The organism is Nocardia sp. 149-1B (assembly GCF_057747975.1).
Map to the genome: position 1 here is coordinate 2078480 of NZ_CM173233.1, position 25090 is coordinate 2103569.

Below are 25090 nucleotides of genomic sequence, written 5' to 3' on the forward strand. Positions count from 1 at the left end.
CTCAGGGCAGATCCGCCCGGAGCAGAACGGCTGGGATCTGCACGGCGTACGTCGCAGGCTCGGTGACATGACCCAGACACCTTCCCTCGCCGGCCTGTCCGCGGCCGACCGGTTGCTGCACCAGCGGATCATCGTGCTCGGCCAGCAGGTCGATGACGACATCGCCAACAAGCTCTGCGCCGAGCTGCTGCTCCTCTCGGCCGAGGACCCGCAGCGCGACATCGCGCTCTACATCAACTCACCCGGTGGCTCGGTCAGTGCCGGCCTCGCGATCTACGACACCATGCGGCTGATCCCCAACGACGTCAGCACGCTGGCGATGGGGCTGGCCGCGAGCATGGGCCAGTTCCTGCTCTCCGCCGGCACGCCCGGCAAGCGCTATGCACTCCCGCACTCGCGGGTCCTCATGCACCAGGGCTCGGCCGGGATCGGCGGGACGGCGATCGACATCGAGATCCAGGCCGAGAACCTCGAGCACACCAAGAACGTGATGATCGGCCTGATCGCCGAGCACACCGGCCAGACCGTCGAGGTGATCGAGCGCGACTCGCTGCGCGACCGCTGGTTCACCGCCGAGGAGGCACGCGACTACGGCTTCGTGGACCAGGTGCTCAGCGACGTACGAGCCGTGACACCCGCTCGGCCGACGCCGTCCTTCGGGCTCCGGTGAGGCCGATGAGCACCTACACCATCCCCAGCGTCGTCGAGAAGACCGTCCGCGGCGAGCGCGCGGTCGACATCTACAGCCGGCTGCTCACCGACCGCATCGTCTACATCGGCACCGAGATCGACGACGGCGTCGCGAACGTCGTGATCGCCCAGCTGCTCCACCTGGAGTCCGAGAGTCCCGACCAGTCGATCAGTCTCTACCTCAACTCGCCCGGCGGCTCGGTGACCGCGATGCTCGCGATCTACGACACCATGCAGTTCATCCGCTCGCCGGTCGGTACGACGTGCGTGGGTCAGGCCGCCTCCTCGGCCGCGGTGCTCCTCGCCAGCGGTGCGCCCGGGAGCCGGACCGTGCTCCCCAGGGCCCGGGTCGTCCTGCACCAGCCCTCGGGGGGCGGGCAGGGCACGCTGCCCGACCTCGCCCTGCAGGCCAAGGAGATCGTCCGGCTGCGCGCCGAGATGGAGGAGATCTTGTCCCGGCACACCGGCCAGAGCGTCGAACGGCTCCGCGAGGACACCGACCGCGACCTGATTCTCTCCGCGGAGCAGGCGGTGGCCTACGGGCTCGCCGACGCCGTGCTCGCCAGCCGCAAGATGTGATGGTGATGTGACCGGGGGAACAAAGTGACCGGTCGGCCGGTTCGGCAGGTCATGAGCGAACCGGCCGACCGCGTCATCTCGTCCCTGCGCACCAACCACGACACGCTCGTGGCGCTGCTGCCGAACCTCACCGACGACCAGCTGAGTGGCCCGAGCGGCGCCTCGGAGTGGACGATCGCCCAGGTGCTGTCGCACCTCGGCAGCGGGGCGGAGATCTTCCACACGCCGTTCGGTCGCGCCGCAGGGGTGCCGGTGCGTGACGAGGACAACCAGGCGATCTGGGCGCGATGGGACGCCGCGAGCCCGGTCGACCAGGCCGCCGGATTCGTCGAGCACGACGGCCGTCTGCTCGAGCTGCTCGAGTCGCTGACGCCCGAGCAGCGGTCCACGTTGACCGTCGACCTGGGGTTCCTGCCCGAGCCCGTACCGCTGGTGGTCGCGCTCGGCATGCGGCTCAACGAGGTCGCAGCCCACGCCTGGGACGTGCGGGTGGGCCTCGACCCGAACGCCGGGCTCGACCCCGAGTCTGCACGGCTCCTCGTCGAGCTGTACGCCGGTCCGCTGGCGTTCCTGCTCGGCTTCTCCGCGAAGCCCGACCAGCTCGCCGAGCCGACTCGGGTGGCGATCCCCGGTGGTGGGCTCGAGGTGACCGACCAGGTGGTCGTGGCGGGCGAGGTGACCGACCCGACCGCCACGTTCGAGGGCCCGCAGGAGGCCGTGGCGCGCTTGCTCACCGGCCGGCTCCGACCCGAGTACACGCCCGAGGGGACGCAGGTCACCGGCAACGTGACCCTGGACGACCTGCGGAAGGTCTTTCCCGGCTACTGACCCCGGTCACGCGGCCAGGCAGACCGGCCCGGTGATGGAGCCGCTGGTGAGCCGGCGGCTGACCCGCGAGGTCAGGTCGACCAGGCGCAGCCCCAGCGCACCGGCGACGGCGCCGAGCACCTCGGAGCTCGGCTCCTTGCGGCCGCGCTCGACCTCGGAGAGGTACTGCGTCGACACGCCCGCGCGTCCGGCCACGTCGGCGAGCGTGCGGCCAGCCGTACGACGCTCCTCGCGCAGCTCGTGCCCCACGACCTCGCGCCACAGCGGCTCGGGCTCGGGCTCGGGCTCGGGGGAGCGTTGCGGCGGGACCGGGAATGCGACGACGTCACCCATGGCCCGACGATAGGCCCGCAGGGTCGCCGCGTCACGAGTGTTCGCGGCGGGCGAACTCGGCCGGACTCAGGTATCGCTCGTCCAGTGCTCCTCGGGGTCCGTGGCGGGCTGGTCGGTGACCGTCCGAAGCAGGCTGGTCGCGGTGTGGGCGTTCCTCGACGTGGACGCCGCGAGCAGCGCCTCCTCGCCCTGCTCCGCCGAGAGGTCGGGCGGGACGACGAGCACGCGCAGCGTGACGCGGTCGGAGGTCTTGAGCAGGATCAGGTGGGTGTCGTCGCGCGGGAACGAGCCGACCTTGACGAAGCCGTGCAGGACCGGCACTCGGCGAGCGGTCGGCTCCCAGTCGGGCGGCGAATACACCGCGCGCTGGATCCGGCCGAGCGCCGGCGGGAAGCCCGCGACCAGCACCGGGAGCTCGGCCACGAGGTCGCGGCTGTGCGGCCACCAAGCTCCGTCGAGGCTGTCGCGGCCGGGGCGCTGCGCCATGCGGAGCCGTAGTCCGGTCGAGGTGGACATGGGAGTGTTCGGCGTCGGCATGACGTGCGCCTCTCGACCGGCTCGGCGCTCCGAGGTGGAGACGCCGCCGCGGTCAGTCACCCCGAGCCTACGCCGGACCGCTCTCGAGCCTCAGTTCGTGGGCTTCTCCGACCCCACGACCCACATCGCGAAGAACTGTGAGCCACCCCCGTAGGCATGCCCCAACGCGCGGCGGGCGCCGTCGACCTGGTGTTCGCCGGCAGCGCCGCGCACCTGCAGGGCGGCCTCGCCGAAGCGCAGCATGCCGGAGGCGCCGATCGGGTTGGAGGAGAGCACCCCACCCGAGCAGTTGACCGGGAGCTTGCCGTCCATCGCGGTCGCGCCCGACTCGGTGAGCCGCCAGCCGCCGCCGTTCGCCTCGGCGAAGCCCAGGGACTCCAGCCACATCGGCTCGAACCACGAGAACGGCACGTAGATCTCGGCCGCGTCGATCTCCTCGATCGGGTTGGTGATGCCGGCCTGCTTCCAGAGCGCGGCCGCGGCGTCGCGGGACGCCTGCGGGTTGACCTGGTCGCGCTCCGCGGCGGTGGTCGCCTCGGAGCGCATCACGGTCCCGTGGATCCACGCCGGGTTGGGCGAGGCGGCGGCCACGTCCTCCGAGACGATCACCAGAGCACACGCGCCGTCGGAGGACGGGCAGGTCTCGTCGTAGCGGATCGGGTCCCACAGCATCTGCGACGCCAGCACGGACTCGACGGTGGTGTCGGGGTTGCGCAGGTGGGCGTAGGGGTTCTTGAGCGCGTTCTGCCGGTCCTTGGCGGCGACGATCGCGCCGATGTGGTTGGGCGCCTCCGAACGGCGGATGTAGGAGCGCACGTGGGGAGCGAAGTAGCCGCCGGCGCCGGCGTGCACCGGCATGTTGAACGGCAGCGGCACCGAGAGTGCCCACATCGCGTTCGACTCCGACTGCTTCTCGTAGGCGACGGTGAGCACCCGCTTGTGCACGCCGGCCTGCACGAGCGAGGAGGCCACGATCGCGGTCGACCCGCCGACCGATCCCGCCGTGTGCACCCGCAGCAGCGGCTTGCCGGCGGCACCGAGAGCCTCGGCCAGGAACAGCTCGGGCATCATCACGCCCTCGAACAGGTCGGGCGCCTTGCCGACGACGATCGCGTCGATGTCGTCGAGCGTCATGTTCGCGTCGAGCAGGGCCCGGTCGATGGCCTCGCGGCACAGGCCGGCCATCGAGACGTCCTCGCGCTTGGCGCGGTGGTGGGTCTGGCCGACCCCGACCACGGCCGCTGGCTGCTTGCCCATCAGTTGCTCGCTCCTTCGGTCGTCGCGTCCAGGACGCAGAGCAGGTTCTGTTGCAGGGCCGGCCCTGACGTCGCGTGCGCGACCGCCTTGGACACCTCGCCGGACCAGATCCGCGAGGCGGCCTCGCCGACCCGGATGCCTCCGGCGGAGAACATCGGGTTGCTGGTGAGCGCGCCGCCGGAGGGGTTGATCCGTACGTCGTCGGCCAGGCCGAGCTCGCGGCGCAGGATCAGCTCCTGGTGGCTGAAGGGCGCGTGCAGTTCGGCGACCTCCACCCCGTCGAGGTCCACGGCCGCGGCGGCACGGGCCGCCGACGGAGCGCGGGTGAGGTCGCGGGTGCCCATGCTGATCGGGTCGATGACGTGGGCGAGGCCGCTGATCCAGGCCGGTCGCTCGCGCACCTCCCGCGCCCTGTCGCCGGCGGCGAGCACGATCGCGGCTGCGCCGTCGGTGACCGGCGAGCAGTCGTGCTTGCGCAGCGGGTCGGCGTACATGGGACGGGCCAGGAGCTCCTCCACCGACGAGCCACCCTTGCGGATCGAGTACTCGTTCTTCTCGGCGTCGGTCAGTGACCGGTTGGCCACCTCCGCCATGGCCCGCTCGTCCCAGGCGCCGGCGTCGATGCCGGTGCGGGCCTGCAGGCCGGCGAGCGACACGGTGTCGGGCCACAACGGCGTCATCGTGTAGGGCTCGAGCTGGAGCGCGAGCGTCCGGCGCAGCACCCCGGCCGAGGCCTTCCCGAAGGCGTAGACGAGCGCGGTGTCGACCTCGCCGGTCTGGATCTTCAGCCAGGCCTCGTACATCGCCCAGGCCAGGTCCATCTCGACGTGCGACTCGTTGACCGGGGGGATCACCCCGATCGCGTCCACGGCCGACACGAACGAGAACGACCGCCCGGCCAGGTAGTCCGAGGATCCCGAGCACCAGAACCCGACGTCGCGTCGGGTCCAGCCGGTCTGCTCGTAGCACTCCGCGAACAGCGGGACCAGCAGCTCGACGCAGGTCGGTGACCCGTCGAACTCCGGCATCTGTCGCTGGGCGAAGCCGACGACTGCAACGTCTCTCATGCTGTGCACTCCATTGCTGTGTGGTCCATCGCTGGGTGACCCATCTCGAGGCCGGTCAGAGGTGGTGCCGGTAGGTGTCGTAGTCCGCGTCTGGCTCGCCGGTGGGCTCGAAGTGGTCGATGTTCTCCAACGAGTAGGTCCACTCCTCCTCCGGCTTCCAGACCGCCTTGACGCGCATGCCCATCCGCACCTCGGCCGCGGGGACACCGAGGATGAGGTGGAGCACGGCGATGTCGGCGCCGTCGAGGAGGACGTACGCCGAGACGTACGGCGGGGTGATCTTCTGGCCGAGGAACGGCACGTTGACCACGCAGAACGTGGTGATGGTGCCGGTCTGCGACACCTCCACCTCCTCGGCGGTGGGCGTGCCGTCCGACGGGCAGGCGCTGCGCGGCGGGACGTAGACCTTCTGGCACGTGGGGCAGCGCTGGCCGACGATGCGGCCCTCGTTGAGGCCGCGGTAGAACGCGGACTCCTCGGGACTCGCGGCGTACAGGTAGTCGAGGGAGACCGGGGTGATCACCCGGGTGACCGCGTCCCCGCCGTTGGTTGAGGTGCGAGCGGAGCGAGCCTCGAAACCAGCGGCGTCGGCATCGGCCGGCTCGAAACACTCGATGTCCGTGATCGCGCCGACCCGCTCGTCGGCCCAACGCACCCGCACCCGCATCCCGGTCGAGACCTGGTCGGGGGAGGTGACGTCCAGTGCGTGCAGCATCGGGGTGTCCGCGCCGTCGAGCGTCACCAGCGCCCAGGCGAACGGACGGTCGAAGGGCTGGCCCTTCACCGGCTCGGGCACCCACGACCACGAGGTGACGGTGCCGGCGGCGGCGACGTCGACGAACCCGGTGACCGGCTCATGGGTGATGGGGTCGAACTCCGGAGGAGGCACGACGACCCGGCCGTCCGAGGTGCGCGCGCCGACGACGATGCCGTCGCGGAGCCCGGAGAAGAAGCGCCCGAGGACGGGTCCCGTGGATCGCGTGTAGTCGAACGCTACGGTGACCGGTGCTGACAGTGTTCGTGTCATGGTCTGAAACTAGAACACGTTCTAGGATCGGGCAAGCACCGGGTCCGGACATCCGACAAAGGAGACACGCCGATGAAGCTGGGACTGCAGCTGGGCTACTGGGGCGCACAGCCCCCGCAGGGCGTGGGCGAGCTGGTCGCCGCCGCCGAGGAGGCCGGCTTCGACGCCGTGTTCACCGCCGAGGCCTGGGGGAGTGACGCGTTCACCCCGCTGGCCTGGTGGGGTCGCGAGACCTCGCGGATCCGCCTCGGTACCTCCATCGTGCAGATGTCGGGGCGGGCGCCCACCTCGATCGCGATGCACGCGCTCACCCTCGACCATCTCTCCGGTGGCCGGGTCGTGCTCGGGATGGGCGTGAGCGGGCCACAGGTCGTCGAGGGCTGGTACGGCCAGCCGTTCGAGAAGCCGCTGGCGCGCACCCGCGAGGTCGTCGGCATCATCCGCCAGGTGCTGGCCCGCGAGGCGCCGGTGACCAACGAGGGCCCGCACTACCCGCTGCCCTATCACGGCCCGGGCTCCGTGGGCCTCGGCAAGCCGCTCAAGCCGATCGTGCACCCCTTGCGCGCCGACATCCCGATCTGGCTCGGCGCCGAAGGCCCCAAGAACGTCGCGCAGACCGCCGAGATCGCGGACGGCTGGATCCCGATCTTCTACACGCCCAAGTCGGCCGCGATGTACCGGCCCTGGCTCGACGAGGGGTTCGCCCGACCCGGCGCGCGGCGGACGAGGGACGACTTCGAGATCGCCGCGACCTGCCACCTGCAGGTCGTCTCCAGCGCCGAGGAGAAGCAGGCCGTGCTCGACGCGATGCGGCCGTTCGTGTCGCTCTACATGGGCGGCATGGGCGCCAAGGAGGCGAACTTCCACAACCAGGTGTTCGCCCGGATGGGCTACGAGGACCTGGCCGCGGAGGTGCAGCGGCTCTACCTCGCGGGCGAGAAGGACCGTGCCACCGCGCTGGTCCCCGACGAGCTCGTGGACGACATGCACATCATCGGCTCCGCAGGCGAGGTCAGGGAGCGGGTCGCGCAGTGGGAGGAGACGGGCGTGACCACGCTGCTCCTCAGCTGCCGGTCCGCCGACGAGATCCGCTCGGTCGCCGAGCTGCTCGCCTGAGCGACGGGCCGGCGCGGCTGGGACCCGGTCAGTCCCAGCGGAAGAGCCACAGGGCCGGGATCCCCGCACCGACGGCGTACGCCGCGAGGACGGCGAGGCCGGTCCCGTTCCAGCCGAAGCCGAACCACGCGTCCTGCAACGCGTCGACCAGCGGGCCGAGCGGTAGCACCGCGCCGACCTCGCGAAGACCGGCAGGCAGGACCGCTCGGGGTGGCGAGGTGCCGGAGATGAGCCAGAGCGCGAAGAACAGCAGCAGCCCGATGCCCTGCGCCGACCGGCTCGTCCGGAGGAGGCTGGCGAGCATGAGTCCGATCGCACCGAAGGCGGCGGTCCCCATCAACACCGCGACGACGACCCCGATCGCGTCACGGGGCAACATGGTGCCGTAGATGATCCTGGCGACGACCGCCATCACCGCAGCTCCGGCCCCGAACGTCAGCAACGCGATCGTGAGCTGCGAGCAGACGAGCGCGGTGGTCGAGACCGAGGAGGCGCGGAACCGCCGGAGGATGCCACGCTCGCGGTAGCCGGCAAGCGTGATGGGCAGCGTCATCAGGCCGAGGGCGGCGACGATCACCGCGACCGATGCGGCGGTGTAGTAGTCGGCTGGCTTGGCTCCACGCCACACGAGGATGCCGTTCTCCATGTCGCTCGCGTCGGCCGCGTCGCTGCCGAAGACGGCCGCCAGCAGCAGCATCATCATGAGCGGGAACGCCAGCACGAAGACCACGGAGAAGGGCTCCCGGAGGAGGAGCCGGAGCTCGGCGGTCGTCATCGTCAGGTAGCCGCGCATCGCCATCACTCCCTCAGGTCGCGGCCGGTCAGCGCGAGGAAGGCGTCCTCCACGGTGGGGCGGTCCACCCGGAGGTCGAGGGGCGCGTTCCCGCGCGCGACGAGCTCGGAGGCGACCAGGGCCAGCAGCGGGCCGGTCCCGCGGACCTCGACAGCCTGGCCGCGCCGCGACATCGAGCCGAACCCCGCGATGTTCGCCAGCCAGTCGAGGTCCTCGTCAGCGGTGGTGAAGCGCACGACGGAGGGCAGCCCCAGGCCGTCGATGAGTCCCTGTGGAGTGTCCACGGCGACCACCCGGCCGCTGTCCACCACCGCGACCCGGTCGCACAGATGCTCGGCCTCGTCCATGAAGTGGGTCACCAGCAGCACCGTCGTACCGCCCTCGCGGATCTCACGGATCAGGTCCCAGGTGGATCGCCGCGCCTGGGGGTCGAGGCCTTGGGTCAGCTCGTCGAGCAGGACCAGCTCGGGGGAGTTGACGAACGCCAGCGCGATGAACAGCCGCTGACGCTGGCCACCGGACAGGTTGTCGAAGCTCGTGTCGCGCACCTCGTCCAGGCGCCAGCGGTGGAGGAGCTCGTCGCGGGCGACCGGGTGGTCGGCGAAGGCGGCGAAGAGCCGGATCGACTCCGCGACCCTCAGCCGGCCGGGGAGCGCCGATGCCTGGAGCTGAGAGCCGATGCGCTGTCGGAGCCGCTCGCCCTGGGTCGTGGGGTCCAGCCCGAGCACCCGGATCGTCCCGGAGTCCGGGCGGCGCAGCCCTTGGACGCACTCGACGGTCGTCGTCTTGCCGGCACCGTTCGGCCCCAGGATCCCGAAGATCTCGCCGGCCTCGACCTCGAACGAGACGTCGTCGACGGCCACGACTCTGCGGTAGGTCTTGTGCAGGTGATCGACCACGACCACGGCCATGCCGTCAGCCAACTCCCGCGCGGGACGCTCCGCCAGTGGCGAATGTCCCGGTTCGCGCGGGCAACTGGCGCGAAACTGGAACACGTTCTAATCTCGGGACCTATGACGGACGACATGCGACTCGGGACCCACAACGGCCACCTCATGGTGGCCGCGCTCAAGCGGCACCGACGCCAACCGGTGATGCATCTCGGCGACGCGACGATCACCGGTGGGCAGGCCGCGGAACGCATGAGCCAGTACGTGCAGGCGTTCGAGGCGCTCGGCGCGGGCCGGGGCACGGCGGGGGCGCTGCTCGCCCTCAACCGGCCCGAGGTGCTGTTCATCCTGGGTGCGGGCCAGACCCAGGGCTACCGGCGTACGTCGCTCCACCCGTTGGGCTCCCTCGACGACCACGCCTACGTGATCAACGACGCCGAGATCACCAGCATCACCATCGACCCCGTGCCGATGTTCGTGGAGCGGGCGCTCGGGTTGCTGGAGCGGTGCCCGAAGCTGGAGAAGGTGCTCACGATCGGACCCGTGCCCGAGGATCTGGCGCACGTGGGTCACGACCTCAACGCCGCGGCCGCGTCGTTCGACCCGCGGCCGCTCGAGGCGGTCACCCTCGATCCGGACCACATCGTGTCGATCACCTACACCGGCGGCACGACAGGCAAGCCCAAGGGCGTCATCGGCACCTCACGTCAGATGCACACGATGACCCAGATCCAGATGGCGGAGTGGGAGTGGCCGGAGGCGCCCCGCTTCCTCATGTGCACGCCGCTGTCCCACGCCGGCGCTGCCTTCTTCGTGCCGACCGTGCTCAAGGGCGGCTGCCTGTACGTGCTGGCGAAGTTCGATCCGGCCGAGGTGCTGCGCACGATCGAGGAGCAGCGGATCACCGCGACCATGCTGGTGCCCTCGATGCTCTACGCGCTGATGGACCACCCCGACTCGCGGACCCGCGACCTCTCCTCGCTGGAGACCGTCTACTACGGCGCGTCGGCGATCAACCCCGTGCGACTGAAGGAGGCCATCGACCGGTTCGGTCCGATCTTCGCGCAGTACTACGGGCAGTCCGAGTCGCCGATGGCGATCACCTACCTGGCCAAGGACGACCACGTGTCGGGCGACGAGCGCCGGCTGTCCTCGTGCGGTCGCCCCTCGGCGTTCATCCGGACCGCCCTGCTCGGTGAGGACGGCAAGCCGGTACCGGTGGGCGAGCCCGGTGAGATCTGCGTGGCCGGCCCGCTGCTCGCCGGTGGCTACTGGAACCTGCCCGACGAGACCGCCGAGACGTTCCGTGACGGGTGGATGCACACCGGCGACGTGGCCCGCGAGGACGACGACGGGTTCTGGTACATCGTCGACCGCACCAAGGACATGATCGTCACCGGCGGCTTCAACGTGTTCCCCCGCGAGGTCGAGGACGTCGTCGCGGCCCACCCTGCCGTCGCCCAGGTCGGAGTGATCGGCACTCCGCACGAGAAGTTCGGCGAGGCCGTCACCGCGATCGTCGTGCTCCGGTCGGAGGCGGCTCGAGACGACGCGGCCATCGCCCAGATGACCGCGGAGATCCAAGACATGGTCAAGGAGCGCAAGGGCTCCGTGCAGGCGCCCAAGCAGGTGATCGTGGCCGACGCGCTGCCGCTCACCGCGCTCGGCAAGCCCGACAAGAAGGCCTTGCGGGCGCAGTACTGGACCGGCGAGCGCGCCGTCGGCTGACCCCTACGCGAGCACCGCCTCCGTCTCGGCCACGCCGCGCTCGAGGGCGAACGTCGCGGTGGCGCCGGCGCAGTCGAGCGCGTAGTCGCCGTACCAGCCCTCGACCCGCACCCGGCCCTCGTGGTCGGTGTGCAACGTGGTGGGGGAGACCCACCACTCCTCCTTGACCAGCCGGCGCAGTGCGTCGTACGCCGGCTTGGGCGTGCCGTCGGTGCGCACCAGGCCGGCCGGGGCGCCGAGCCAGGCGCCGCGGTCGGTGATCCCCCAGTAGTTGACCGCCTCGACCGCCGGGTGCGAGAGCAGCGTGCGGTAGTGCCGGACGAGCTCGTCGGCCTGGCGCTCCTCGCCGGCGGGCGTCGAGGGCCAGCCGGCCGGCTGGTGGTCGTTGAGGTCCTCGATCTCCGGAGGCATCAGGTCCCCGGAGAGCAGCGTCGTCTCCGTCATCTGCAGCGGCAGGCCGAAGCGGGCGAACCTCTCCAGCGTCGCGAGCGTGCGCTCCTCGCCCCAGTAGCCCTGGTGCATGTGGCTCTGCAGCCCGATGGCGTCGACCTGGATGCCTGCCTCGAGGACGCCTTCGATCAGGCACTCGTAGGCCGTGGACATGTCGAAGTCGTTGAGGACGAGCCGCACCCGGGCATCGGCTGAGTCCGCGGCGCCGCGGGCCTCGTCGAAGGCCAGGCGGACCATCGGGATGCGGCCGATCCGGCGGCACAGCCGGGTGATGGCGTTCTGCTCGGACTCGTTGTCGAAGACCGGCATGATCACCACCTCGTTGATGGCGTCCCAGGTGTCGATGAGTCCGGCGAACGCCGTGACCTCGCGGCGTACCCGCGCCCGGACGACCTCCTCGGCCTCGGTGTCCGGCCGGGTGCGGAGCCAGTCCGGCGCGAGCGTGTGCCACACGAGAGGGTGCCCCTTCAGCGCGACTCCGCGGTCGCGGAACCACCGGGCCGCCGCGAGCAGCCGCTCGGTGTCGGGCCGGCCCTCGAGCGGCTCGAACCCGGCCCAGTAGAACGGGAGCGTGGCGGTGTTGAACACCTCCAGCCACAGGTCGACGAGGCGCTCGGCGGACTCGCGGTCGGCGCCACCGAAGACGTTGGGCCCGCGTCCGGACGCGCCCGCCTCGCCGGCCGCGAGGTCGACGAAGTCGAAGCCGATGTTGCCGAACGCGAACGCGTGCCGGAGCTGTCGGACCACCACCGCGGTGTCCGCGACGGGGGTCCCATCGGGGCGCCGCACGACGACGTGGGAGAAGTGGGAGCGGTGGGCGAGAGAGGCGGTGATCACATGGAAATCGTTATCGATAACGATTGACATGCGCAAGGGGCAAGTGGGACGTTTCCTTCGTGTGACGGACGTCCCACACAGCCGTGGGCAAATGGAAGGGTTCCCAATGAGGCGGAAGACTCGAAACGCGGCGCTTGCCGCGTTGTGTGCTGGCGCATTGATGTTCGCGTCGGCCTGTGGCAGCGACAGCGACGGCGGTGGGTCGTCGAGCAAGGGTGGCGACACCACCATCACGTGGTGGCACAACTCGAACAACGAGCCCGGCAAGGGCTACTACGAGCAGGTGGCCAAGGACTACGAGGCCGACCATCCCGGGGTGAAGATCGAGATCAGCGCTATGGCGCACGAGGACATGGTCGACAAGCTGGCCGCCTCCTTCCAGAGCGGTGACCTGCCCGACATCTACATGGAGCGTGGCGGCGGCGAGCTCGCCGACCACGTCGAGGCGGGCCTGGTCCGCGACATCTCCGACGACGCGTCCGAGGAGATCGCCAAGATCGGCGGCTCCGTCGCCGGTTGGCAGGTGGACGGCAAGACCTACGCGCTGCCGTTCTCGATGGGCGTCGTGGGCTTCTGGTACAACACCGACCTGTTCGCCCAGGCCGGGATCACCACTCCTCCGACCACGATGACCGAGCTCTACGACGCGATCGGCAAGCTCAAGGACGCCGGGATCACCCCGATCTCCGTGGGCGCCGGTGACAAGTGGCCGGCCGCGCACTATTGGTACTACACCGCGCTGCGCTCCTGCTCCGAGGACGTCCTCAAGGGCGCCGTCACGAGCCTCGACTTCTCCGACCCGTGCTTCGTCAAGGCCGGCGAGGTCGTCGACGACCTGCTCAAGACCGAGCCGTTCAACCCCGGCTTCCTGAGCACCCCGGCCCAGGAGGGCGCGACGTCCGCGTCCGGCCTGCTCGCCACGGGCAAGGTCGCGATGGAGATGCAGGGACACTGGGAGCCCGGTGTCATGCAGGGCCTCACCGATGACGGCTTGGGCCTCGGCGACAAGACCGGCTGGTTCCCCTTCCCGGCTGTCGAGGGCGGCGCGGGCGACCCCACCGCTCAGCTCGGTGGTGGCGACGCGTGGGCCGTCTCCAAGGACGCCCCGGATGCGGCTGTCGACTTCGTGAAGTACCTGCTGTCCGACAAGGTCCAGATCGGCTTCGCCGAGAACGACATGGGTCTGCCGACCAACCCGGCGGCGTCCGGCTCGGTCAAGGACCCGGCCCTGGCCGGTCTGCTCAAGGTCCGCGACGCGGCGCCGTTCATCCAGCTGTACTTCGACACCGCCTTCGGTGAGTCCGTCGGCGGAGCGATGAACGACGAGATCGCGCTGCTGTTCGCCGGCAAGGCCACCCCGCAGGACGTGGTGGACGCCACCCAGCAGGCCGCGGCAGACGAGGGATGATCTGACGATGTCTAACGAGGGCGCCGCCGTCACCGCGGCACCCGCGCACGCGGAGGTCACCCGGCGCGCGAATGCGCGCCGGGTGGCCCCCCGGCAGGACGGTCCCTGGCGCCAGCGGCTGGAGATCACGCTGTTCGTGACTCCGGCGCTGACCCTGATGGCGTTGTTCGTCGTCTGGCCGATCGCCTCCGCGGTGCGGATGTCGTTCTACCGCTGGAAGGGCTTCGGCCCGATGGACGACTTCGTGGGTTGGCGCAACTACGACCGCGTCCTCCATGACCAGGTCTTCACCGACGCGGTCGTGCACAACTTCACGATCGTGATCCTCTCGATCCTCGTGCAGCTCCCACTCGGCCTGGCCGTGGCGCTGCTGCTCAATCGCAAGATCCGCTTCCGGGGCGTGCTGCGCACGGTCGTCTTCGTGCCGTACGTCGTGGCCGAGGTGATCGCCGGCGTCATCTGGTTCCAGCTGCTGCAGCCGGAGTCGGGTGTCGTGGACGGCCTGATCTCCGGGATGGGGTTCACCCCGCCCGAGCAGGGCTTCCTGGGCACACCCAACCTGGCGCTGTGGACGGTGTTCGCGGTGCTGACGTGGAAGTACCTCGGCCTGGCCATCCTGCTGTTCATGGCAGGCCTGCAGAGCGTCCCCGAGGAGCTCTACGAGGCCGCCCAGCTCGACGGCGCCAGCTGGTGGCAGGTCCAGCGGCGGGTGGCGATCCCGCTGCTCGGTCCGACGATCAGGACCTGGGCCTTCTTGTCGATGATCGGCTCGATCCAGCTGTTCGACATGGTGTGGATCCTGACCGGCGGCGGTCCCGCCAACGCGACCACGACGATGGCGACCTACCTGATCAACCAGGGCACTCAGCGACACAACTTCGGCATCGCAGGCGCGGCGTCGGTGGTGCTGTTCGTCATCGGCTTCGTGATGGCGTTGGCCTACCAGACGTTCGTGCTGCGGCGCGACACGCAGACCGAACGGTGAGGTGAAGGACATGGCAACGCGACGCAAGGAGTTCGGGGGCGGCGGCCCGCTGGTCTACTGCCTCGCCCTCGCGGCGGCCGCGCTGACGCTCGGGCCCGTGCTGTACGGCGCCCTCGGCGGCTTCCGCAGCAACGAGCAGCTGGCCCGTGACCCCGCCGGTCTGCCCCATCCGTGGGTGTTCAAGAACTACTCGGGCGTGGTGAGCAACCCCGATTTCTGGCGCTATGCGGTGAACTCGACGGTCATCGCCCTGATCACCACGGTGGTCGCGGTGCTCTTCGGGGTGATGGCGGCGTACCCGCTCGCGCGCTACCAGTTCAAGCTCCGGGAGCCGCTGTTCATGGTGTTCGTCCTCGGCCTGCTGTTCCCGGCCGCGGTGGCGATCATCCCGCTGTTCATCCTGGTCACCCGTGACCTGCACATGGGCAACAGCTGGTGGGGAGTCGCACTGCCGCAGGCGGCGTTCGCGCTGCCGATCACGGTGGTGATCCTGCGACCGTTCCTGATGGCGATCCCGAAGGAGCTCGAGGAGGCCGCGCTCATCGACGGCGCTTCCCGGGTGGGGATCTTCCGCTGGCTCGCGCTGCCGCTCTCGCTGCCCGGCCTGATCACCACCGGTGTGCTGGCCTTCGTCGGATCGTGGAACGCGTACCTGCTGCCGCTGCTGCTGCTGCAGGACGACATGCGTACGCTTCCGCTGGGCGTGGCGGACTACTCCACCGAGCACTCGGCCGACACCGCGGGCGTCCTCGCCTTCACGACGCTGGCGATGATTCCGGCCCTCCTGCTGTTCCTGACGATGCAGCGACGCATCGTCGGCGGACTGCAGGGTGCGGTCAAGGGCTGACGGCCCGAGAGCTTGCGGGAGGACCTCACAGTGGAAACCAGCACCCCGGATCGCGACGGGCAGGCACGCTCAGGTGCGCTGCCGACCAACGGCCGGGTGACGATGCAGCAGGTCGCGGCCGAGGCCGGCGTCTCGGTGTCGACGGTCTCGAAGGTCATCAACGGCCGGTACGGCGTGGCGAGCGAGACGTTCGAGCACGTCACCGAGGTCGTCAAGCGTCTCGGTTACGAAGCGAGCCTCGTGGCCCGCAGCCTGCGCAACAGCCGCACGAACGTGATCGGCGTGCTGGTCGCCGACTTCGAGCCCTTCAGCGCCGAGGTGCTCAAGGGTGCGGCGGACGCGATCCGCGGCACCGGCTTCGAGCTCCTCGCCTACTCCGCCGGCGGTCGCGTCGACGAGCACGTCGGCTGGGAGCGGCGCTACCTCTCCCGGCTGATGGGCACGCTGGTCGACGGGGCGGTCCTGGTCACCCCGACCGTGACGGACGTGCAGCACGACGGTCCGATCGTCGCCGTCGACCCGCACACCGGCCGCTCCAGCCTGCCGACGGTCGCCGCGGACAACCTCCAGGGTGCTCGCCTCGGGGTCGACCATCTGCTCGAGCTCGGGCACCGGCGCATCGGCATGGTCACGGGACGGCCCGACCTGATCTCCGCCCGGCTGCGAGAGCGCGGCTACCGAGAGGCGCACGCGGCGGCCGGCGTACCGATCGACGAGAGCCTGCTGAGGCTCGGCGCCTTCGAGCACGACCAGGGTCGCGACGCCGCTCGCGAGCTCCTGCTGATGCCCGATCGGCCCACGGCGATCTTCGCGGCGAACGACCGCACGGCGCTGGCCACGCTCGAGGTGGCGGCCGAGCTCGGCATCTCCGTGCCGGGTCAGCTCTCCGTCGTGGGTTTCGACAACATTCCCGAGTCGGCACTGGCCGACCCCCCGCTCACCACCGTCCAGCAGCCGATCCGGCAGATGGGGTACGACGCCATCCGCATGCTGGTGGCCCTGATCGACGGCGACCCGGTCGCCGACACGCGCCTGACGCTCGAGACCACGCTGGTCGCACGGCAGTCCACGGCATCACCGGAAGGAACAACGTGACCGAGCTGTGGCAAGACCCCGAGGCCTCCGTCGAGGCCCGGGTCGGCGACCTGATGGGGCGCATGACCCTGTCGGAGAAGATCGGCCAGCTCTCGGGCATCTGGAAGGTCGACCCCGAGGTCGGCGAGATGGCACCGATGCTGCGCGACGGCATGGGTCCGGCCCAGCTCTGGGCGAACCTCATCGCCGACGGCCTCGGTCAGCTGACCCGGCCCTTCGGCACCGAGCCGGTCACCCCCTTGGCCGGCCTCGAGGCGCTGGCCGAGCGGCAGCGCCAGGTGATCGCCGCGAACCGGTTCGGCATCCCGGCCCAGGTCCACGAGGAGTGCCTCACCGGCCTCAACGCATGGCAGGCCACCGTCTACCCCGCACCGCTGTGCTGGGCCGCGTCGTTCGACCCCGGGCTCGTCGAGCGCATGGGTGCGAAGATCTCGGCCGACATGCGCAGCCTCGGCATCCACCAGGGGCTCGCGCCGGTGCTCGACGTCGTCCGCGACGCCCGCTGGGGACGCGTCGAGGAGAGCCTCGGCGAGGACCCGTTCCTCGTCGGCCTCATCGGCAGCGCCTACGTGCGCGGCCTGGAGTCCGGCGGCGTGGTCGCGACCCTCAAGCACTTCGCCGGCTACTCCGCGTCGCGCGCGGCGCGCAACCTCGCGCCGGTGTCGATGGGTCCGCGCGAGTTCGCGGACGTGATGCTGCCGCCGTTCGAGATGGCGCTGCGTGCGGGTGCGCGTTCGGTGATGAACTCCTACACCGACACCGACGGGGTGCCCGCGGCCGCGGACCGAGCGCTGCTCACGACGCTGCTGCGCGACACGCTGGGCTTCTCGGGCACGGTCGTCGCCGACTACTTCGCGATCGCCTTCCTCGAGACCCTCCACCACGTGGCCGGGTCCGCCGGCGAGGCCGCGCAGCTCGCCCTGGAGGCGGGTATCGACGTCGAGCTGCCGTCGGTGAACGCCTACGGCGAGCCCTTGCTGAAGGCGGTCGAGGACGGTCTCGTCGACGAGAAGCTCGTCGACCGGGCCCTGGCGCGCGTGCTGGCCCAGAAGTGCGAGCTGGGGCTGCTCGACCCCGACTGGTCGCCCGCCGAGGTGCGCGACGTGGACCTCGACGACGCAGCGGGGCGGGCGATCGCGCTCGACCTCGCCCGCCGTTCGACGGTGCTGCTGTCCAACGACGGTGTCCTGCCGTTGCGGGAGGGCGCCCGCCTCGCCGTGGTCGGTCCCCGGGCCGACACCGGGCAGGCCTTCATGGGCTGCTACTCGTTCCCGATGCACGTGCTCGTCCACTACGACGACATCGAGATCGGGCTCGAGGTGCCCACGGTCCGCGAGGCGCTCGCCGCGGACCACGACGTGACCTACGCCTTGGGTTGCCCGGTGCTGGACGGCACCGACGAGCAGATCGCCGAGGCCGTCGCTGCGGCACAGGCGGCGGACGTGTGCGTCGCGGTGCTGGGGGACCAGGCCGGCCTGTTCGGCAAGGGCACCTCCGGCGAGGGCTGCGACGTCGCCACGCTCGACCTCCCGGGTCGCCAGGAGGAGCTGCTCGAGGCGCTCCTCGCCACCGGCACGCCGGTCGTCGCCGTGCTGCTCGTCGGCCGGCCCTACGACCTGAGCCGGCAGGCCTCGCGCCTGGCCGCGGTGGTGTGCGGGTTCTTCCCGGGAGAGGAGGGCGCACGCGCGCTCGCCGACGTGCTCACCGGCCGGATCAACCCCTCCGGGCGCCTGCCCGTGAGCTTCCCCGGCGCCGGGTCGACCCAGCCCTCGACGTACCTCGCCGCGCCGCTCGGCCGGCACAGCGAGGTCAGCGTGGTGGACCCGACCCCGCTGTTCCCGTTCGGGCACGGTCTCTCGTACGCCAGTGCCACCTGGGGTGACGTGGCCACGCTCAGCGGGGAGCAGTGGGACACCGAGGGCAGCTGTGAGATCGCGGTCGAGCTCGCCAACGAGGCCGACCGTCCGGTCTCCGAGGTCGTCCAGGTCTACCTGCACGACCCGGTGGCCTCGGTCGTCCGGCCTGTGCAGCAGCTCGTCGCCGCCGCCCGCGTCGACCTGCAGCCGGGGGAGCGCACGCGGGTGCGCTTCGAGCTGTCGGCCGACCTCACGTCGTTCACCGGGCGCGACCTCGTGCGGATCGTCGAGCCGGGCGCGGTCGAGCTGCAGGTCGGAGCTTCCAGCGCCGACATCCGCGCGGTGCTGCACCTCGAGCTGACCGGGGTCACCCGACAGGTCGGACCCGAGCGTGTGCTCGAGCCGACCGTCGCGATCGAGGCCCGCTGATGCCCTGGTTCGACCTCTCCGAGGCGGAGCTGCGCGACTACCGCATCTCCACACCGGAGCCCGGCGACCTCGACGGCTTCTGGGCGGCCCGCCTCGCCGAAGCCGCCGAGGCCGCCGCACCACCCACGCTCACCCGCCACGCCGAGGACGCCTACGGCGCCGTCCGTGTCCACGACGTCGAGTTCTCCGGCGCGCGCGGTGATCGGATCCGGGGATGGTTCCTCCAGCCCCCCGGAGCCCGGGACGTCCCGGTCGTCGTCACCTTCATCGGGTACGGCGGCGGCCGGGGCCTTCCCGTGGAGCACCTCGCGCTGCCGGCGATCGGCATCGCAACGTTCGTCATGGACACCCGCGGACAGGGTGGGGGCTGGACCATCGGCGCGACCGGGGACCCCGGCCGCGACTCCGACGGCCCGGAGTACCCGGGCGTCATGACGCGCGGCATCACGCACCCGGAGACCTACTACTACACCCGGCTGATCACCGACGCGGCCCGCGCGGTCCAGGTCGCCTCCGAGCTCGACGGCGTGGACGCCACGCGGCTCGCCGTCCAGGGCACCAGCCAGGGTGGCGGCCTCGCACTCGCCGCGGCAGCCCTCCAGCCCGACCTCGTCTCGGTGTGCCATGCCGACGTGCCCTTCCTCTGCGACCTGCAGCGGGCGGTCGGCCTGACCGGTGAGTTCCCCTACCGCGAGGTCGCCAACTTCCTGGCCCAGCAGGTCGACCTGGCCGACCAGGCCCTCGACACGCTGCGCTACGTCGACTGCGCGTTGCTGGCCCGGCGGATCCGGGCGACGACTTTGATGAGCGTCGGTCTCATGGACGAGATCTGCCCGCCGTCGACGGTGTTCGCGGCCTACCACGAGATCAACGCGCCCAAGGAGATCGCCGTCCACGCGTTCGGTCGCCACGACGTGCCGGCCCTCCACCACGAACGCCGGCTACGCCACCTGCGCGCGACGCTCTGAGCGACGCCAGCCGGGTGGATGATGGCGCGCGTGAAGCTCGCTGTCGCCCTGGTGGTCCTCCTGCTGGCGGGCTGCGCTTCCTCGCCCGGGTCGCCCTCCGCACCTCCGGACTCGCCGTCGTCTGCGCCGGGCCGGTCCTGGCTCGCGATGGTTCCCGGGGACGCACTCACCTTCGACGGACCCAGCGGTGAGCTGCTGCTGATCTACGTGGACGAGACGTACGCGATCGACCGCATCAACGCCTCCGCGCTGACCTGGAAGCTGGACGGGGCGTACACCACCGACTACTTCCTCCTTGACGACGACGGGACCCTGTGGTGGTACGGCCGCAGGGGGGAGTGGCGCGCCGGCCGGCACGGGGCGGAGCCGCGGGAGGTGGACCTCACTGGTCACCGGGCGAGGTTCGGCGACATCGCGATCACCCTCTCCGAGGCCGGCGAGCCGGTGCAGGTGCGGATGCCGGACGGCGTCTACACCCGCTGAGCCCTCAACTCAGAGGTCCTCGGCGTACGCCGGAGCCGGCACGAGCTCCGGCGGCGGCGCGCCGAGCTCGCGACGTCGTGCGAGGCGCCGGCGTACGGCCGTGTCGAGGCCGAGCCCGCCCCAGAGCAGCAGGACCGCGACGATGCCGTCGAGCCACCAGTGGTTGGCCGTGGCCGACACCACGAGCGCGGTGAGGACGACGTGGAGGAGGAACACCCAGCGCCAGCGGCTGGTGGAGGCCGCGACGATCCCGAACGAGACCACCGCGGCCCAGGCCACGTGGATCGACGGCATCGCGGCGAACTGGTCCGAGACCCCGGACGTGACGTCGGAGCCGTAGATCGAGATGCCGTAGTGGTGCGAGAGGTCCTCGTAGCCGAGGTCGGGGAAGAACCGCGGTGGCGCGACCCGGACGAACCGGATCACCAGGCAGGCCGCGGTGACGAGGGCCAGGCCGTTGCGCCAGTGGGGGTAGCGGTCCCGGTGGCGGACGAAGAGCCAGACCAAGAACGCGATCAGTGCGGGCACGTGCACCGTCGCGTAGTAGAACGTGGTCGGTGAGCCGAGCCAGTCATGGCGCAGCACCAGGTGTTGGAGGGACAGCTCACTGGGCAGGTGCAGCGCGTGCTGGATGCGGTCGATGTCGCGGCCGCGTTGCATGGCGCCGGAGTCGGTGGCCAGCGGCAGCATCCGGGCCAGCCGCCACACGGAGTACAGCGCGGAGATCAGCGCGAACTCGAGGGCGGCCGGCTCCAGCGTGCGAGCGAGATCGGAACGGATCCGGCGCAGCGTCCATCCCAGCAAGAGACTGAGGACGGCGGCCACGGCGGCCTGGTCCCAGGTCGGCCACGGCACCCACCCAGTCTGCCAGCGACCTCGGCGGGGCGGGACGGAACCCCTACCTCTGAGCGGTCAGCGCCCCTCGAAGGACGGGCTGCGCTTCTCGGCGAACGCCCGGGGGCCCTCCTTGGCATCGTCGGAGGCGAACACCGCCATGCCGACCCGGGCGTCCTCGGCCCAGCAGTCCTGCTCGTGCTTGCCCTCGGAGTCGCGGACGGTCTTGAGGATCGCCTGGACCGCGAGCGGGCCGTTGGCGCAGATGAGGTCGGCGATCTCGTGCGCCTTGGCGAGGGCCTCGCCGTCGGGTACGACGTGCCCGATCAGCCCGATCTCCTTGGCCTCGGGTGCCTTGATGTGCCGACCGGTGAGCAGCAGGTCCAGCGCGACGGTGTACGGGATCTGGCGGGGGAGCCGGACCGCCGACCCGCCCATCGGGTAGAGGCTCCACCTGGCCTCGGAGATGCCGAACCGGGCCGACTCGCCGGCGATCCGGATGTCGGTGCCCTGCAAGATCTCCGTGCCGCCGGCGATCGCGGGTCCCTCGACCGCGGCGATCAACGGCTTGGTCAACCGGAACCCCTTGAGCAGGCCCTTGATCGCCGAGGGGTCGAAGCCCGCCTTGAAGCTGTCGTCCGGCGATCGCTTGGTCGCGGCCTTGAGGTCCATGCCCGCGCAGAAGGCGCCGCCGGCCCCGGTGAGGATGCAGGCCCTGATCGAGTCGTCGGAGTTCACCCGGTCCCAGGCCTCCTCCATGATCGCCAGCATCTCCCCGGAGAGCGCATTGCGCGTCTCGGGGCGGTTCATCGTGACGACCAGCTTGTGGCCGTCCTGCTCGACGAGGCAGTGGGGAGTCTCGGTTGCAGAGGTGGTCTCCGGGGTGGTCATGGAGCGCGATGCTAGCCAAGAACGAGAACGTGTTCTAGTCTCGCCGCGTGGCTCACAACATCGCTGACCTCTTCGAACACGCCGTCGATGCTGCGCCCGACAACGCTGCGCTCAAGGTGGGTGACCGGACCGTCACGTACGCCGAGCTGGAGTCGGAGTCCAACCGGCTGGCGCACTTCCTCCAGGCGCAGGGCGTGCAGCCGGGGGACCACGTGGCGATCTACGCCAAGAACAGCATCGAGCACGTCATCGCGACGCTGGCGATCGTCAAGATCCGGGCCACGACGATCAACGTGAACTACCGCTACGTCGAGAGCGAGCTCGACTACATCTTCGACAACGCCGACGTCGTCGCGCTCATCCACGAGCGCTCCTATGCGCCGCTGGTCGCGAAGTGCTGGCCGAAGCACGAGAAGCTCCAGGTCGCCGTCGTGCTCGACGACGCCCTGGACCCCGCGGACGCCTCCGACTTCTCGTCGTACGGCGGGGTCCACTACGACGAAGCGATCGCGGGTCAGAGCGCCGAGCGCGACTTCGGCGAGCGCAGCCCCGACGACATCCACATCATCTACACCGGCGGGACCACCGGGTTCCCCAAGGGCGTGATGTGGCGCCACGAGGACTTCTGGCGGGTGCTCGGCGGCGGCATCGACTTCTACACCGGGCAGGAGCTCGAGGAGCTCGACCAGTCCAAGCAGGCCAACGACCCGCGGATGGTCACCTTCCCGCTCAGCCCGCTCATGCACGGCGGCGCCCAGGCCGGGCTCCTCATGCACCTGTTCGCGGGCCACCTCACGATCCTCGAGCCGAAGTTCGACCCGGTGCGGACCTGGGAGATCATCGATCGCGAGAAGGTTCAGCTGATCTTCATGACCGGTGACGCGATGGCGCGCCCCCTCATCGAGGCCTACGAGGCCGGCGGCTTCGACGGGTCGAGCCTGTTCGCGATCTCGAGCAGCGCGGCGATCTTCAGCCCTCCGGTCAAGGCTCGGTGGATGGCGGCCTTCCCCAACGCGATCTTCACCGACTCCGTCGGCTCCACCGAGACCGGCTTCGGCGGCATGGGCATGCAGGACCCCAACAACATCTCCACCGACGGCCCGGTCGTCGGGCTCGGCCCCGGCAGCGTGGTCCTCGACGAGGACAATCGCATCCTCGACATGGAGGCCCACGTCGGCCGCACGGGCCGTCTGGCTCGTGGTGGCTCGGTGCCGGTCGGCTACTACAAGGACCCGGTGAAGTCCGCGGCCACGTTCATCGAGGTCGACGGCGCGCGCTACTCGGTCCCCGGTGACTTCGCCCGGATCGAGGAGGGCGGCCGGGTCACGCTCCTGGGCCGCGGCTCCAACTGCGTCAACACCGGCGGGGAGAAGGTCTACCCCGAAGAGGTCGAGATGGCCGTCAAGGGCCACCCCGCGGTCTACGACGTGCTCGTGGTCGGCATCCCCGACGAGAAGTACGGGCAGGCGGTTGCCGCGGTCGTCGAGCTCCGCGAGGGCGCGACCCTGGAGCTCGAGGAGCTGCGGGCCTACCTGCGCGAGTTCCTCTCCGGCTACAAGCTCCCGCGCTCGCTGACGATCGTCGACCGGATCCCGCGCAACGCCACCGGCAAGGCGCAGTACCCACGTGCCAAGGAGCTCGCGATGGCCGGCTTCGCCGCCAAGGCGCCGACCGTCGACCCGACCTCCGTCTGACCGCACACCCCGTCCAGGCTCGATCTCAGGAGAGATGACCATGCGCACCGCGATCTGCGACACCTTCGGGATCGACTACCCGATCTTCGCGTTCACCCCCTCCGAGCACGTCGCCGCGGCGGTCTCGCGTGCCGGTGGCCTCGGTGTCCTGGGGTGCGTCCGGTTCAACGACACCGAGGAGCTCGAGCGCACGCTGAGCTGGCTCGACGACAACACCGACGGCAAGCCGTACGGCGTCGACATCGTGATGCCGATGAAGATCCCGACCGAGGGCACCTCGGTCGACCTGAAGTCGATGATCCCCGAGGAGCACATCAGCTTCGTCGAGCGCACCCTGCAGAAGCTCGGCGTACCGCCACTGCCGGAGGGCGAGGGCCGCGACGGGGTGCTCGGCTGGCTGCACTCGGTGGCCCGGTCCCACCTCGACGTCGCGCTCAACCACCGGCCGGTGCTGATCGCCAACGCGCTCGGGTCCCCGCCGGTCGACGTGATCGAGAAGTGCCACGAGCAGGGCATCCTGGTCGCCGCGCTCGCCGGCGCGGCGAAGCACGCTCGCTCCCATGTGGCCAATGGCGTCGACATCATCGTCGCCCAGGGGTACGAGGCCGGTGGTCACACCGGTGAGATCGCCAGCATGGTGCTGCAGCCCGACATCGTCGACGCCGTCGGACCCGACGTGCCCGTGCTGGGCGCGGGTGGCATCGGCTCGGGACGCCAGATCGCCGCGTCCCTGGCGCTGGGCTCGCAGGGCGTGTGGACGGGCTCGATCTGGCTCGGCACCGAGGAGTACCAGAACCTCCAGTCCAACGCGGGCTGGACCGAGGCGTTCACCCGGGCGACCTCGTCCGACACCGTCCGCACCCGGATCTACACCGGCAAGCCCGCGCGGCTGCTCAAGACGAAGTGGACCGAGGCCTGGGCCGAGGCCGAGGCGCCCGAGCCGTTGCCGATGCCGCTGCAGAACCTGCTCGTCGCCGACGCCCACAACCGCATCAACGCCTCGGGCGACCCGGACGTGATCTCGATGCCGATCGGCCAGATCGTCGGCCGGATGAACGACGTACGCCCGGTCGCCGACGTGATGGCCGACCTGGTCTCCGAGTTCGAGGAGGCCGTCACCCGCCTGGAGTCGATCCGCAAGTAGCTGTCCTCGGCCGGCAGCGGGCGTCGCGAAGATCACGCAGAGCGACGGGTCTGGCGCGCGGTGCGGTGGCATCATGGGGACAGGGACATCACCCGCATCACCAGGTCTGGGGGGACTGCCGATGCGCGACGTACTTCATGCCGTGGCGATCGCTCTCGTGATCGCGATCGCGACCCTCTGCACGATCGTGCAGGTCGCCGACGTCCAGCACGAGGTGGATCGGCTCAGGCACGACGACGCGGGCGTGCAGCAGGTCGACCGCGGCCCCCACGCCGGCCAGGACGCAATCGGCCGCACGGGTCGGTGACGACGTGCGGGTCCAGC

25 protein-coding genes are annotated in these 25090 nt (G+C 70.6%); 15 read left to right on the forward strand and 10 right to left on the reverse strand.

Going from position 1 to position 25090, the window contains the following annotated elements; translation table 11 throughout:
- The first annotated feature begins 67 nt into the window (after positions 1-67).
- Genes AC3ANS_RS09965 through AC3ANS_RS09975 form a run of 3 tightly spaced genes read left to right on the forward strand, consistent with a single transcriptional unit; the run spans position 68 to position 2097 of the window.
- On the forward strand, positions 68-670 hold the full coding sequence (locus AC3ANS_RS09965; protein WP_488296004.1) for a ClpP family protease: 603 nt from the start codon (positions 68-70) through the stop codon (positions 668-670).
- Between the two features lie 5 nt (positions 671-675).
- Entirely contained in the window at positions 676-1269 is a 594-nt protein-coding gene (locus tag AC3ANS_RS09970; RefSeq protein WP_488296005.1) for a ClpP family protease, read from the forward strand.
- A gap of 51 nt (positions 1270-1320) precedes the next feature.
- Entirely contained in the window at positions 1321-2097 is a 777-nt protein-coding gene (locus tag AC3ANS_RS09975) for a maleylpyruvate isomerase family mycothiol-dependent enzyme (protein WP_488296006.1), read from the forward strand.
- Between the two features lie 6 nt (positions 2098-2103).
- Here AC3ANS_RS09975 and AC3ANS_RS09980 read toward each other — a convergent pair whose 3' ends face one another.
- The 5 genes from AC3ANS_RS09980 to AC3ANS_RS10000 form a co-directional block, all read right to left on the reverse strand.
- A complete protein-coding gene (locus tag AC3ANS_RS09980; RefSeq protein ID WP_488296007.1) occupies positions 2104-2430 on the reverse strand; it encodes a helix-turn-helix domain-containing protein in 327 nt (108 codons plus the stop codon).
- A gap of 66 nt (positions 2431-2496) precedes the next feature.
- A complete protein-coding gene (locus AC3ANS_RS09985; RefSeq protein ID WP_488296008.1) occupies positions 2497-2916 on the reverse strand; it encodes a DUF5994 family protein in 420 nt (139 codons plus the stop codon).
- A 141-nt stretch (positions 2917-3057) separates the two neighbouring features.
- Positions 3058-4224 (reverse strand): thiolase domain-containing protein, encoded by a 1167-nt coding sequence (locus tag AC3ANS_RS09990; RefSeq protein WP_488296009.1) that lies wholly within the window; start codon positions 4222-4224, stop codon positions 3058-3060.
- Positions 4224-5291 (reverse strand): thiolase domain-containing protein, encoded by a 1068-nt coding sequence (locus AC3ANS_RS09995; protein ID WP_488296010.1) that lies wholly within the window; start codon positions 5289-5291, stop codon positions 4224-4226. The genes AC3ANS_RS09990 and AC3ANS_RS09995 overlap by 1 nt, the downstream gene beginning before the upstream one ends.
- Before the next feature lie 55 nt (positions 5292-5346).
- Positions 5347-6318, reverse strand: a complete 972-nt coding sequence (locus tag AC3ANS_RS10000; protein ID WP_488296011.1) for a Zn-ribbon domain-containing OB-fold protein — start codon at positions 6316-6318, stop codon at positions 5347-5349.
- 72 nt (positions 6319-6390) lie between these two features.
- Between AC3ANS_RS10000 and AC3ANS_RS10005 the strand changes: the two genes are divergently transcribed.
- On the forward strand, positions 6391-7434 hold the full coding sequence (locus AC3ANS_RS10005; RefSeq protein WP_488296012.1) for an LLM class F420-dependent oxidoreductase: 1044 nt from the start codon (positions 6391-6393) through the stop codon (positions 7432-7434).
- Between the two features lie 28 nt (positions 7435-7462).
- Here the strand turns inward: AC3ANS_RS10005 and AC3ANS_RS10010 are convergent, their stop codons facing one another.
- Positions 7463-8227 (reverse strand): ABC transporter permease, encoded by a 765-nt coding sequence (locus tag AC3ANS_RS10010; RefSeq protein ID WP_488296013.1) that lies wholly within the window; start codon positions 8225-8227, stop codon positions 7463-7465.
- A gap of 5 nt (positions 8228-8232) precedes the next feature.
- Positions 8233-9138, reverse strand: a complete 906-nt coding sequence (locus AC3ANS_RS10015; RefSeq protein WP_488296014.1) for an ATP-binding cassette domain-containing protein — start codon at positions 9136-9138, stop codon at positions 8233-8235.
- Positions 9139-9240: 102 nt separating this feature from the next.
- Here AC3ANS_RS10015 and fadD8 point away from each other — a divergent pair, with 102 nt between their 5' ends.
- A complete protein-coding gene (fadD8, locus tag AC3ANS_RS10020; protein ID WP_488296015.1) occupies positions 9241-10845 on the forward strand; it encodes a fatty-acid--CoA ligase FadD8 in 1605 nt (534 codons plus the stop codon).
- A gap of 3 nt (positions 10846-10848) precedes the next feature.
- On the opposite strand, the gene AC3ANS_RS10025 is transcribed toward fadD8, so the two are convergent.
- A complete protein-coding gene (locus tag AC3ANS_RS10025) occupies positions 10849-12132 on the reverse strand; it encodes an endo-1,4-beta-xylanase (RefSeq protein ID WP_488296016.1) in 1284 nt (427 codons plus the stop codon).
- Positions 12133-12238: 106 nt separating this feature from the next.
- Here AC3ANS_RS10025 and AC3ANS_RS10030 point away from each other — a divergent pair, with 106 nt between their 5' ends.
- The 7 genes from AC3ANS_RS10030 to AC3ANS_RS10060 are packed head-to-tail and all read left to right on the forward strand — an operon-like array spanning position 12239 to position 20203.
- Complete coding sequence (locus AC3ANS_RS10030; protein WP_488296017.1) at positions 12239-13540, forward strand: extracellular solute-binding protein; 1302 nt, start codon at positions 12239-12241, stop codon at positions 13538-13540.
- 7 nt (positions 13541-13547) lie between these two features.
- A complete protein-coding gene (locus tag AC3ANS_RS10035; protein ID WP_488296018.1) occupies positions 13548-14525 on the forward strand; it encodes a carbohydrate ABC transporter permease in 978 nt (325 codons plus the stop codon).
- Positions 14526-14535: 10 nt separating this feature from the next.
- Positions 14536-15372: a carbohydrate ABC transporter permease gene (locus AC3ANS_RS10040; RefSeq protein ID WP_488296019.1), complete on the forward strand. Its 837-nt coding sequence runs from the start codon at positions 14536-14538 to the stop codon at positions 15370-15372.
- Between the two features lie 30 nt (positions 15373-15402).
- Positions 15403-16467, forward strand: coding sequence for a LacI family DNA-binding transcriptional regulator (locus AC3ANS_RS10045; RefSeq protein WP_488296020.1), 1065 nt, complete (start codon positions 15403-15405; stop codon positions 16465-16467).
- Positions 16464-18752: a glycoside hydrolase family 3 N-terminal domain-containing protein gene (locus AC3ANS_RS10050; protein WP_488296021.1), complete on the forward strand. Its 2289-nt coding sequence runs from the start codon at positions 16464-16466 to the stop codon at positions 18750-18752. The genes AC3ANS_RS10045 and AC3ANS_RS10050 overlap by 4 nt, the downstream gene beginning before the upstream one ends.
- Positions 18752-19720: an acetylxylan esterase gene (locus AC3ANS_RS10055; protein WP_488296022.1), complete on the forward strand. Its 969-nt coding sequence runs from the start codon at positions 18752-18754 to the stop codon at positions 19718-19720. Before AC3ANS_RS10050 ends, AC3ANS_RS10055 begins: the two co-directional genes overlap by 1 nt.
- 30 nt (positions 19721-19750) lie before the next feature.
- The gene (locus AC3ANS_RS10060; RefSeq protein WP_488296023.1) at positions 19751-20203 is read left to right on the forward strand and encodes a hypothetical protein; all 453 of its coding nucleotides are present in this window, start codon (positions 19751-19753) and stop codon (positions 20201-20203) included.
- Positions 20204-20212: 9 nt separating this feature from the next.
- On the opposite strand, the gene AC3ANS_RS10065 is transcribed toward AC3ANS_RS10060, so the two are convergent.
- Together AC3ANS_RS10065 and AC3ANS_RS10070 are read right to left on the reverse strand one after the other, a co-directional pair.
- On the reverse strand, positions 20213-21058 hold the full coding sequence (locus AC3ANS_RS10065; protein WP_488296024.1) for a phosphatase PAP2 family protein: 846 nt from the start codon (positions 21056-21058) through the stop codon (positions 20213-20215).
- Between the two features lie 57 nt (positions 21059-21115).
- Positions 21116-21928: a crotonase/enoyl-CoA hydratase family protein gene (locus AC3ANS_RS10070; RefSeq protein ID WP_488296025.1), complete on the reverse strand. Its 813-nt coding sequence runs from the start codon at positions 21926-21928 to the stop codon at positions 21116-21118.
- A 47-nt stretch (positions 21929-21975) separates the two neighbouring features.
- Between AC3ANS_RS10070 and AC3ANS_RS10075 the strand changes: the two genes are divergently transcribed.
- The 3 genes from AC3ANS_RS10075 to AC3ANS_RS10085 all read left to right on the forward strand — a co-directional run bounded on the left by AC3ANS_RS10075 (position 21976) and on the right by AC3ANS_RS10085 (position 25073).
- Complete coding sequence (locus AC3ANS_RS10075) at positions 21976-23622, forward strand: acyl-CoA synthetase (RefSeq protein ID WP_488296026.1); 1647 nt, start codon at positions 21976-21978, stop codon at positions 23620-23622.
- Positions 23623-23662: 40 nt separating this feature from the next.
- The gene (locus AC3ANS_RS10080) at positions 23663-24766 is read left to right on the forward strand and encodes an NAD(P)H-dependent flavin oxidoreductase (RefSeq protein WP_488296027.1); all 1104 of its coding nucleotides are present in this window, start codon (positions 23663-23665) and stop codon (positions 24764-24766) included.
- A gap of 121 nt (positions 24767-24887) precedes the next feature.
- A complete protein-coding gene (locus AC3ANS_RS10085; protein ID WP_488296028.1) occupies positions 24888-25073 on the forward strand; it encodes a hypothetical protein in 186 nt (61 codons plus the stop codon).
- Positions 25074-25090 lie beyond the last annotated feature (17 nt).

Excerpts from the sequence above, each read along its gene's own strand:
- AC3ANS_RS09965 (WP_488296004.1), top strand. The coding sequence starts at position 68 with ATGACCCAGACACCTTCCCTCGCCGGCCTGTCCGCGGCCGACCGGTTG.
- AC3ANS_RS09970 (WP_488296005.1), top strand. The coding sequence starts at position 676 with ATGAGCACCTACACCATCCCCAGCGTCGTCGAGAAGACCGTCCGCGGC.
- AC3ANS_RS09975 (WP_488296006.1), top strand. The coding sequence starts at position 1,321 with ATGAGCGAACCGGCCGACCGCGTCATCTCGTCCCTGCGCACCAACCAC.
- AC3ANS_RS09980 (WP_488296007.1), bottom strand. The coding sequence starts at position 2,430 with ATGGGTGACGTCGTCGCATTCCCGGTCCCGCCGCAACGCTCCCCCGAG.
- AC3ANS_RS09985 (WP_488296008.1), bottom strand. The coding sequence starts at position 2,916 with ATGGCGCAGCGCCCCGGCCGCGACAGCCTCGACGGAGCTTGGTGGCCG.
- AC3ANS_RS09990 (WP_488296009.1), bottom strand. The coding sequence starts at position 4,224 with ATGGGCAAGCAGCCAGCGGCCGTGGTCGGGGTCGGCCAGACCCACCAC.
- AC3ANS_RS09995 (WP_488296010.1), bottom strand. The coding sequence starts at position 5,291 with ATGAGAGACGTTGCAGTCGTCGGCTTCGCCCAGCGACAGATGCCGGAG.
- AC3ANS_RS10000 (WP_488296011.1), bottom strand. The coding sequence starts at position 6,318 with ATGACACGAACACTGTCAGCACCGGTCACCGTAGCGTTCGACTACACG.
- AC3ANS_RS10005 (WP_488296012.1), top strand. The coding sequence starts at position 6,391 with ATGAAGCTGGGACTGCAGCTGGGCTACTGGGGCGCACAGCCCCCGCAG.
- AC3ANS_RS10010 (WP_488296013.1), bottom strand. The coding sequence starts at position 8,227 with ATGCGCGGCTACCTGACGATGACGACCGCCGAGCTCCGGCTCCTCCTC.
- AC3ANS_RS10015 (WP_488296014.1), bottom strand. The coding sequence starts at position 9,138 with ATGGCCGTGGTCGTGGTCGATCACCTGCACAAGACCTACCGCAGAGTC.
- fadD8 (WP_488296015.1), top strand. The coding sequence starts at position 9,241 with ATGACGGACGACATGCGACTCGGGACCCACAACGGCCACCTCATGGTG.
- AC3ANS_RS10030 (WP_488296017.1), top strand. The coding sequence starts at position 12,239 with ATGAGGCGGAAGACTCGAAACGCGGCGCTTGCCGCGTTGTGTGCTGGC.
- AC3ANS_RS10035 (WP_488296018.1), top strand. The coding sequence starts at position 13,548 with ATGTCTAACGAGGGCGCCGCCGTCACCGCGGCACCCGCGCACGCGGAG.
- AC3ANS_RS10040 (WP_488296019.1), top strand. The coding sequence starts at position 14,536 with ATGGCAACGCGACGCAAGGAGTTCGGGGGCGGCGGCCCGCTGGTCTAC.
- AC3ANS_RS10055 (WP_488296022.1), top strand. The coding sequence starts at position 18,752 with ATGCCCTGGTTCGACCTCTCCGAGGCGGAGCTGCGCGACTACCGCATC.
- AC3ANS_RS10070 (WP_488296025.1), bottom strand. The coding sequence starts at position 21,928 with ATGACCACCCCGGAGACCACCTCTGCAACCGAGACTCCCCACTGCCTC.
- AC3ANS_RS10080 (WP_488296027.1), top strand. The coding sequence starts at position 23,663 with ATGCGCACCGCGATCTGCGACACCTTCGGGATCGACTACCCGATCTTC.
- AC3ANS_RS10085 (WP_488296028.1), top strand. The coding sequence starts at position 24,888 with ATGCGCGACGTACTTCATGCCGTGGCGATCGCTCTCGTGATCGCGATC.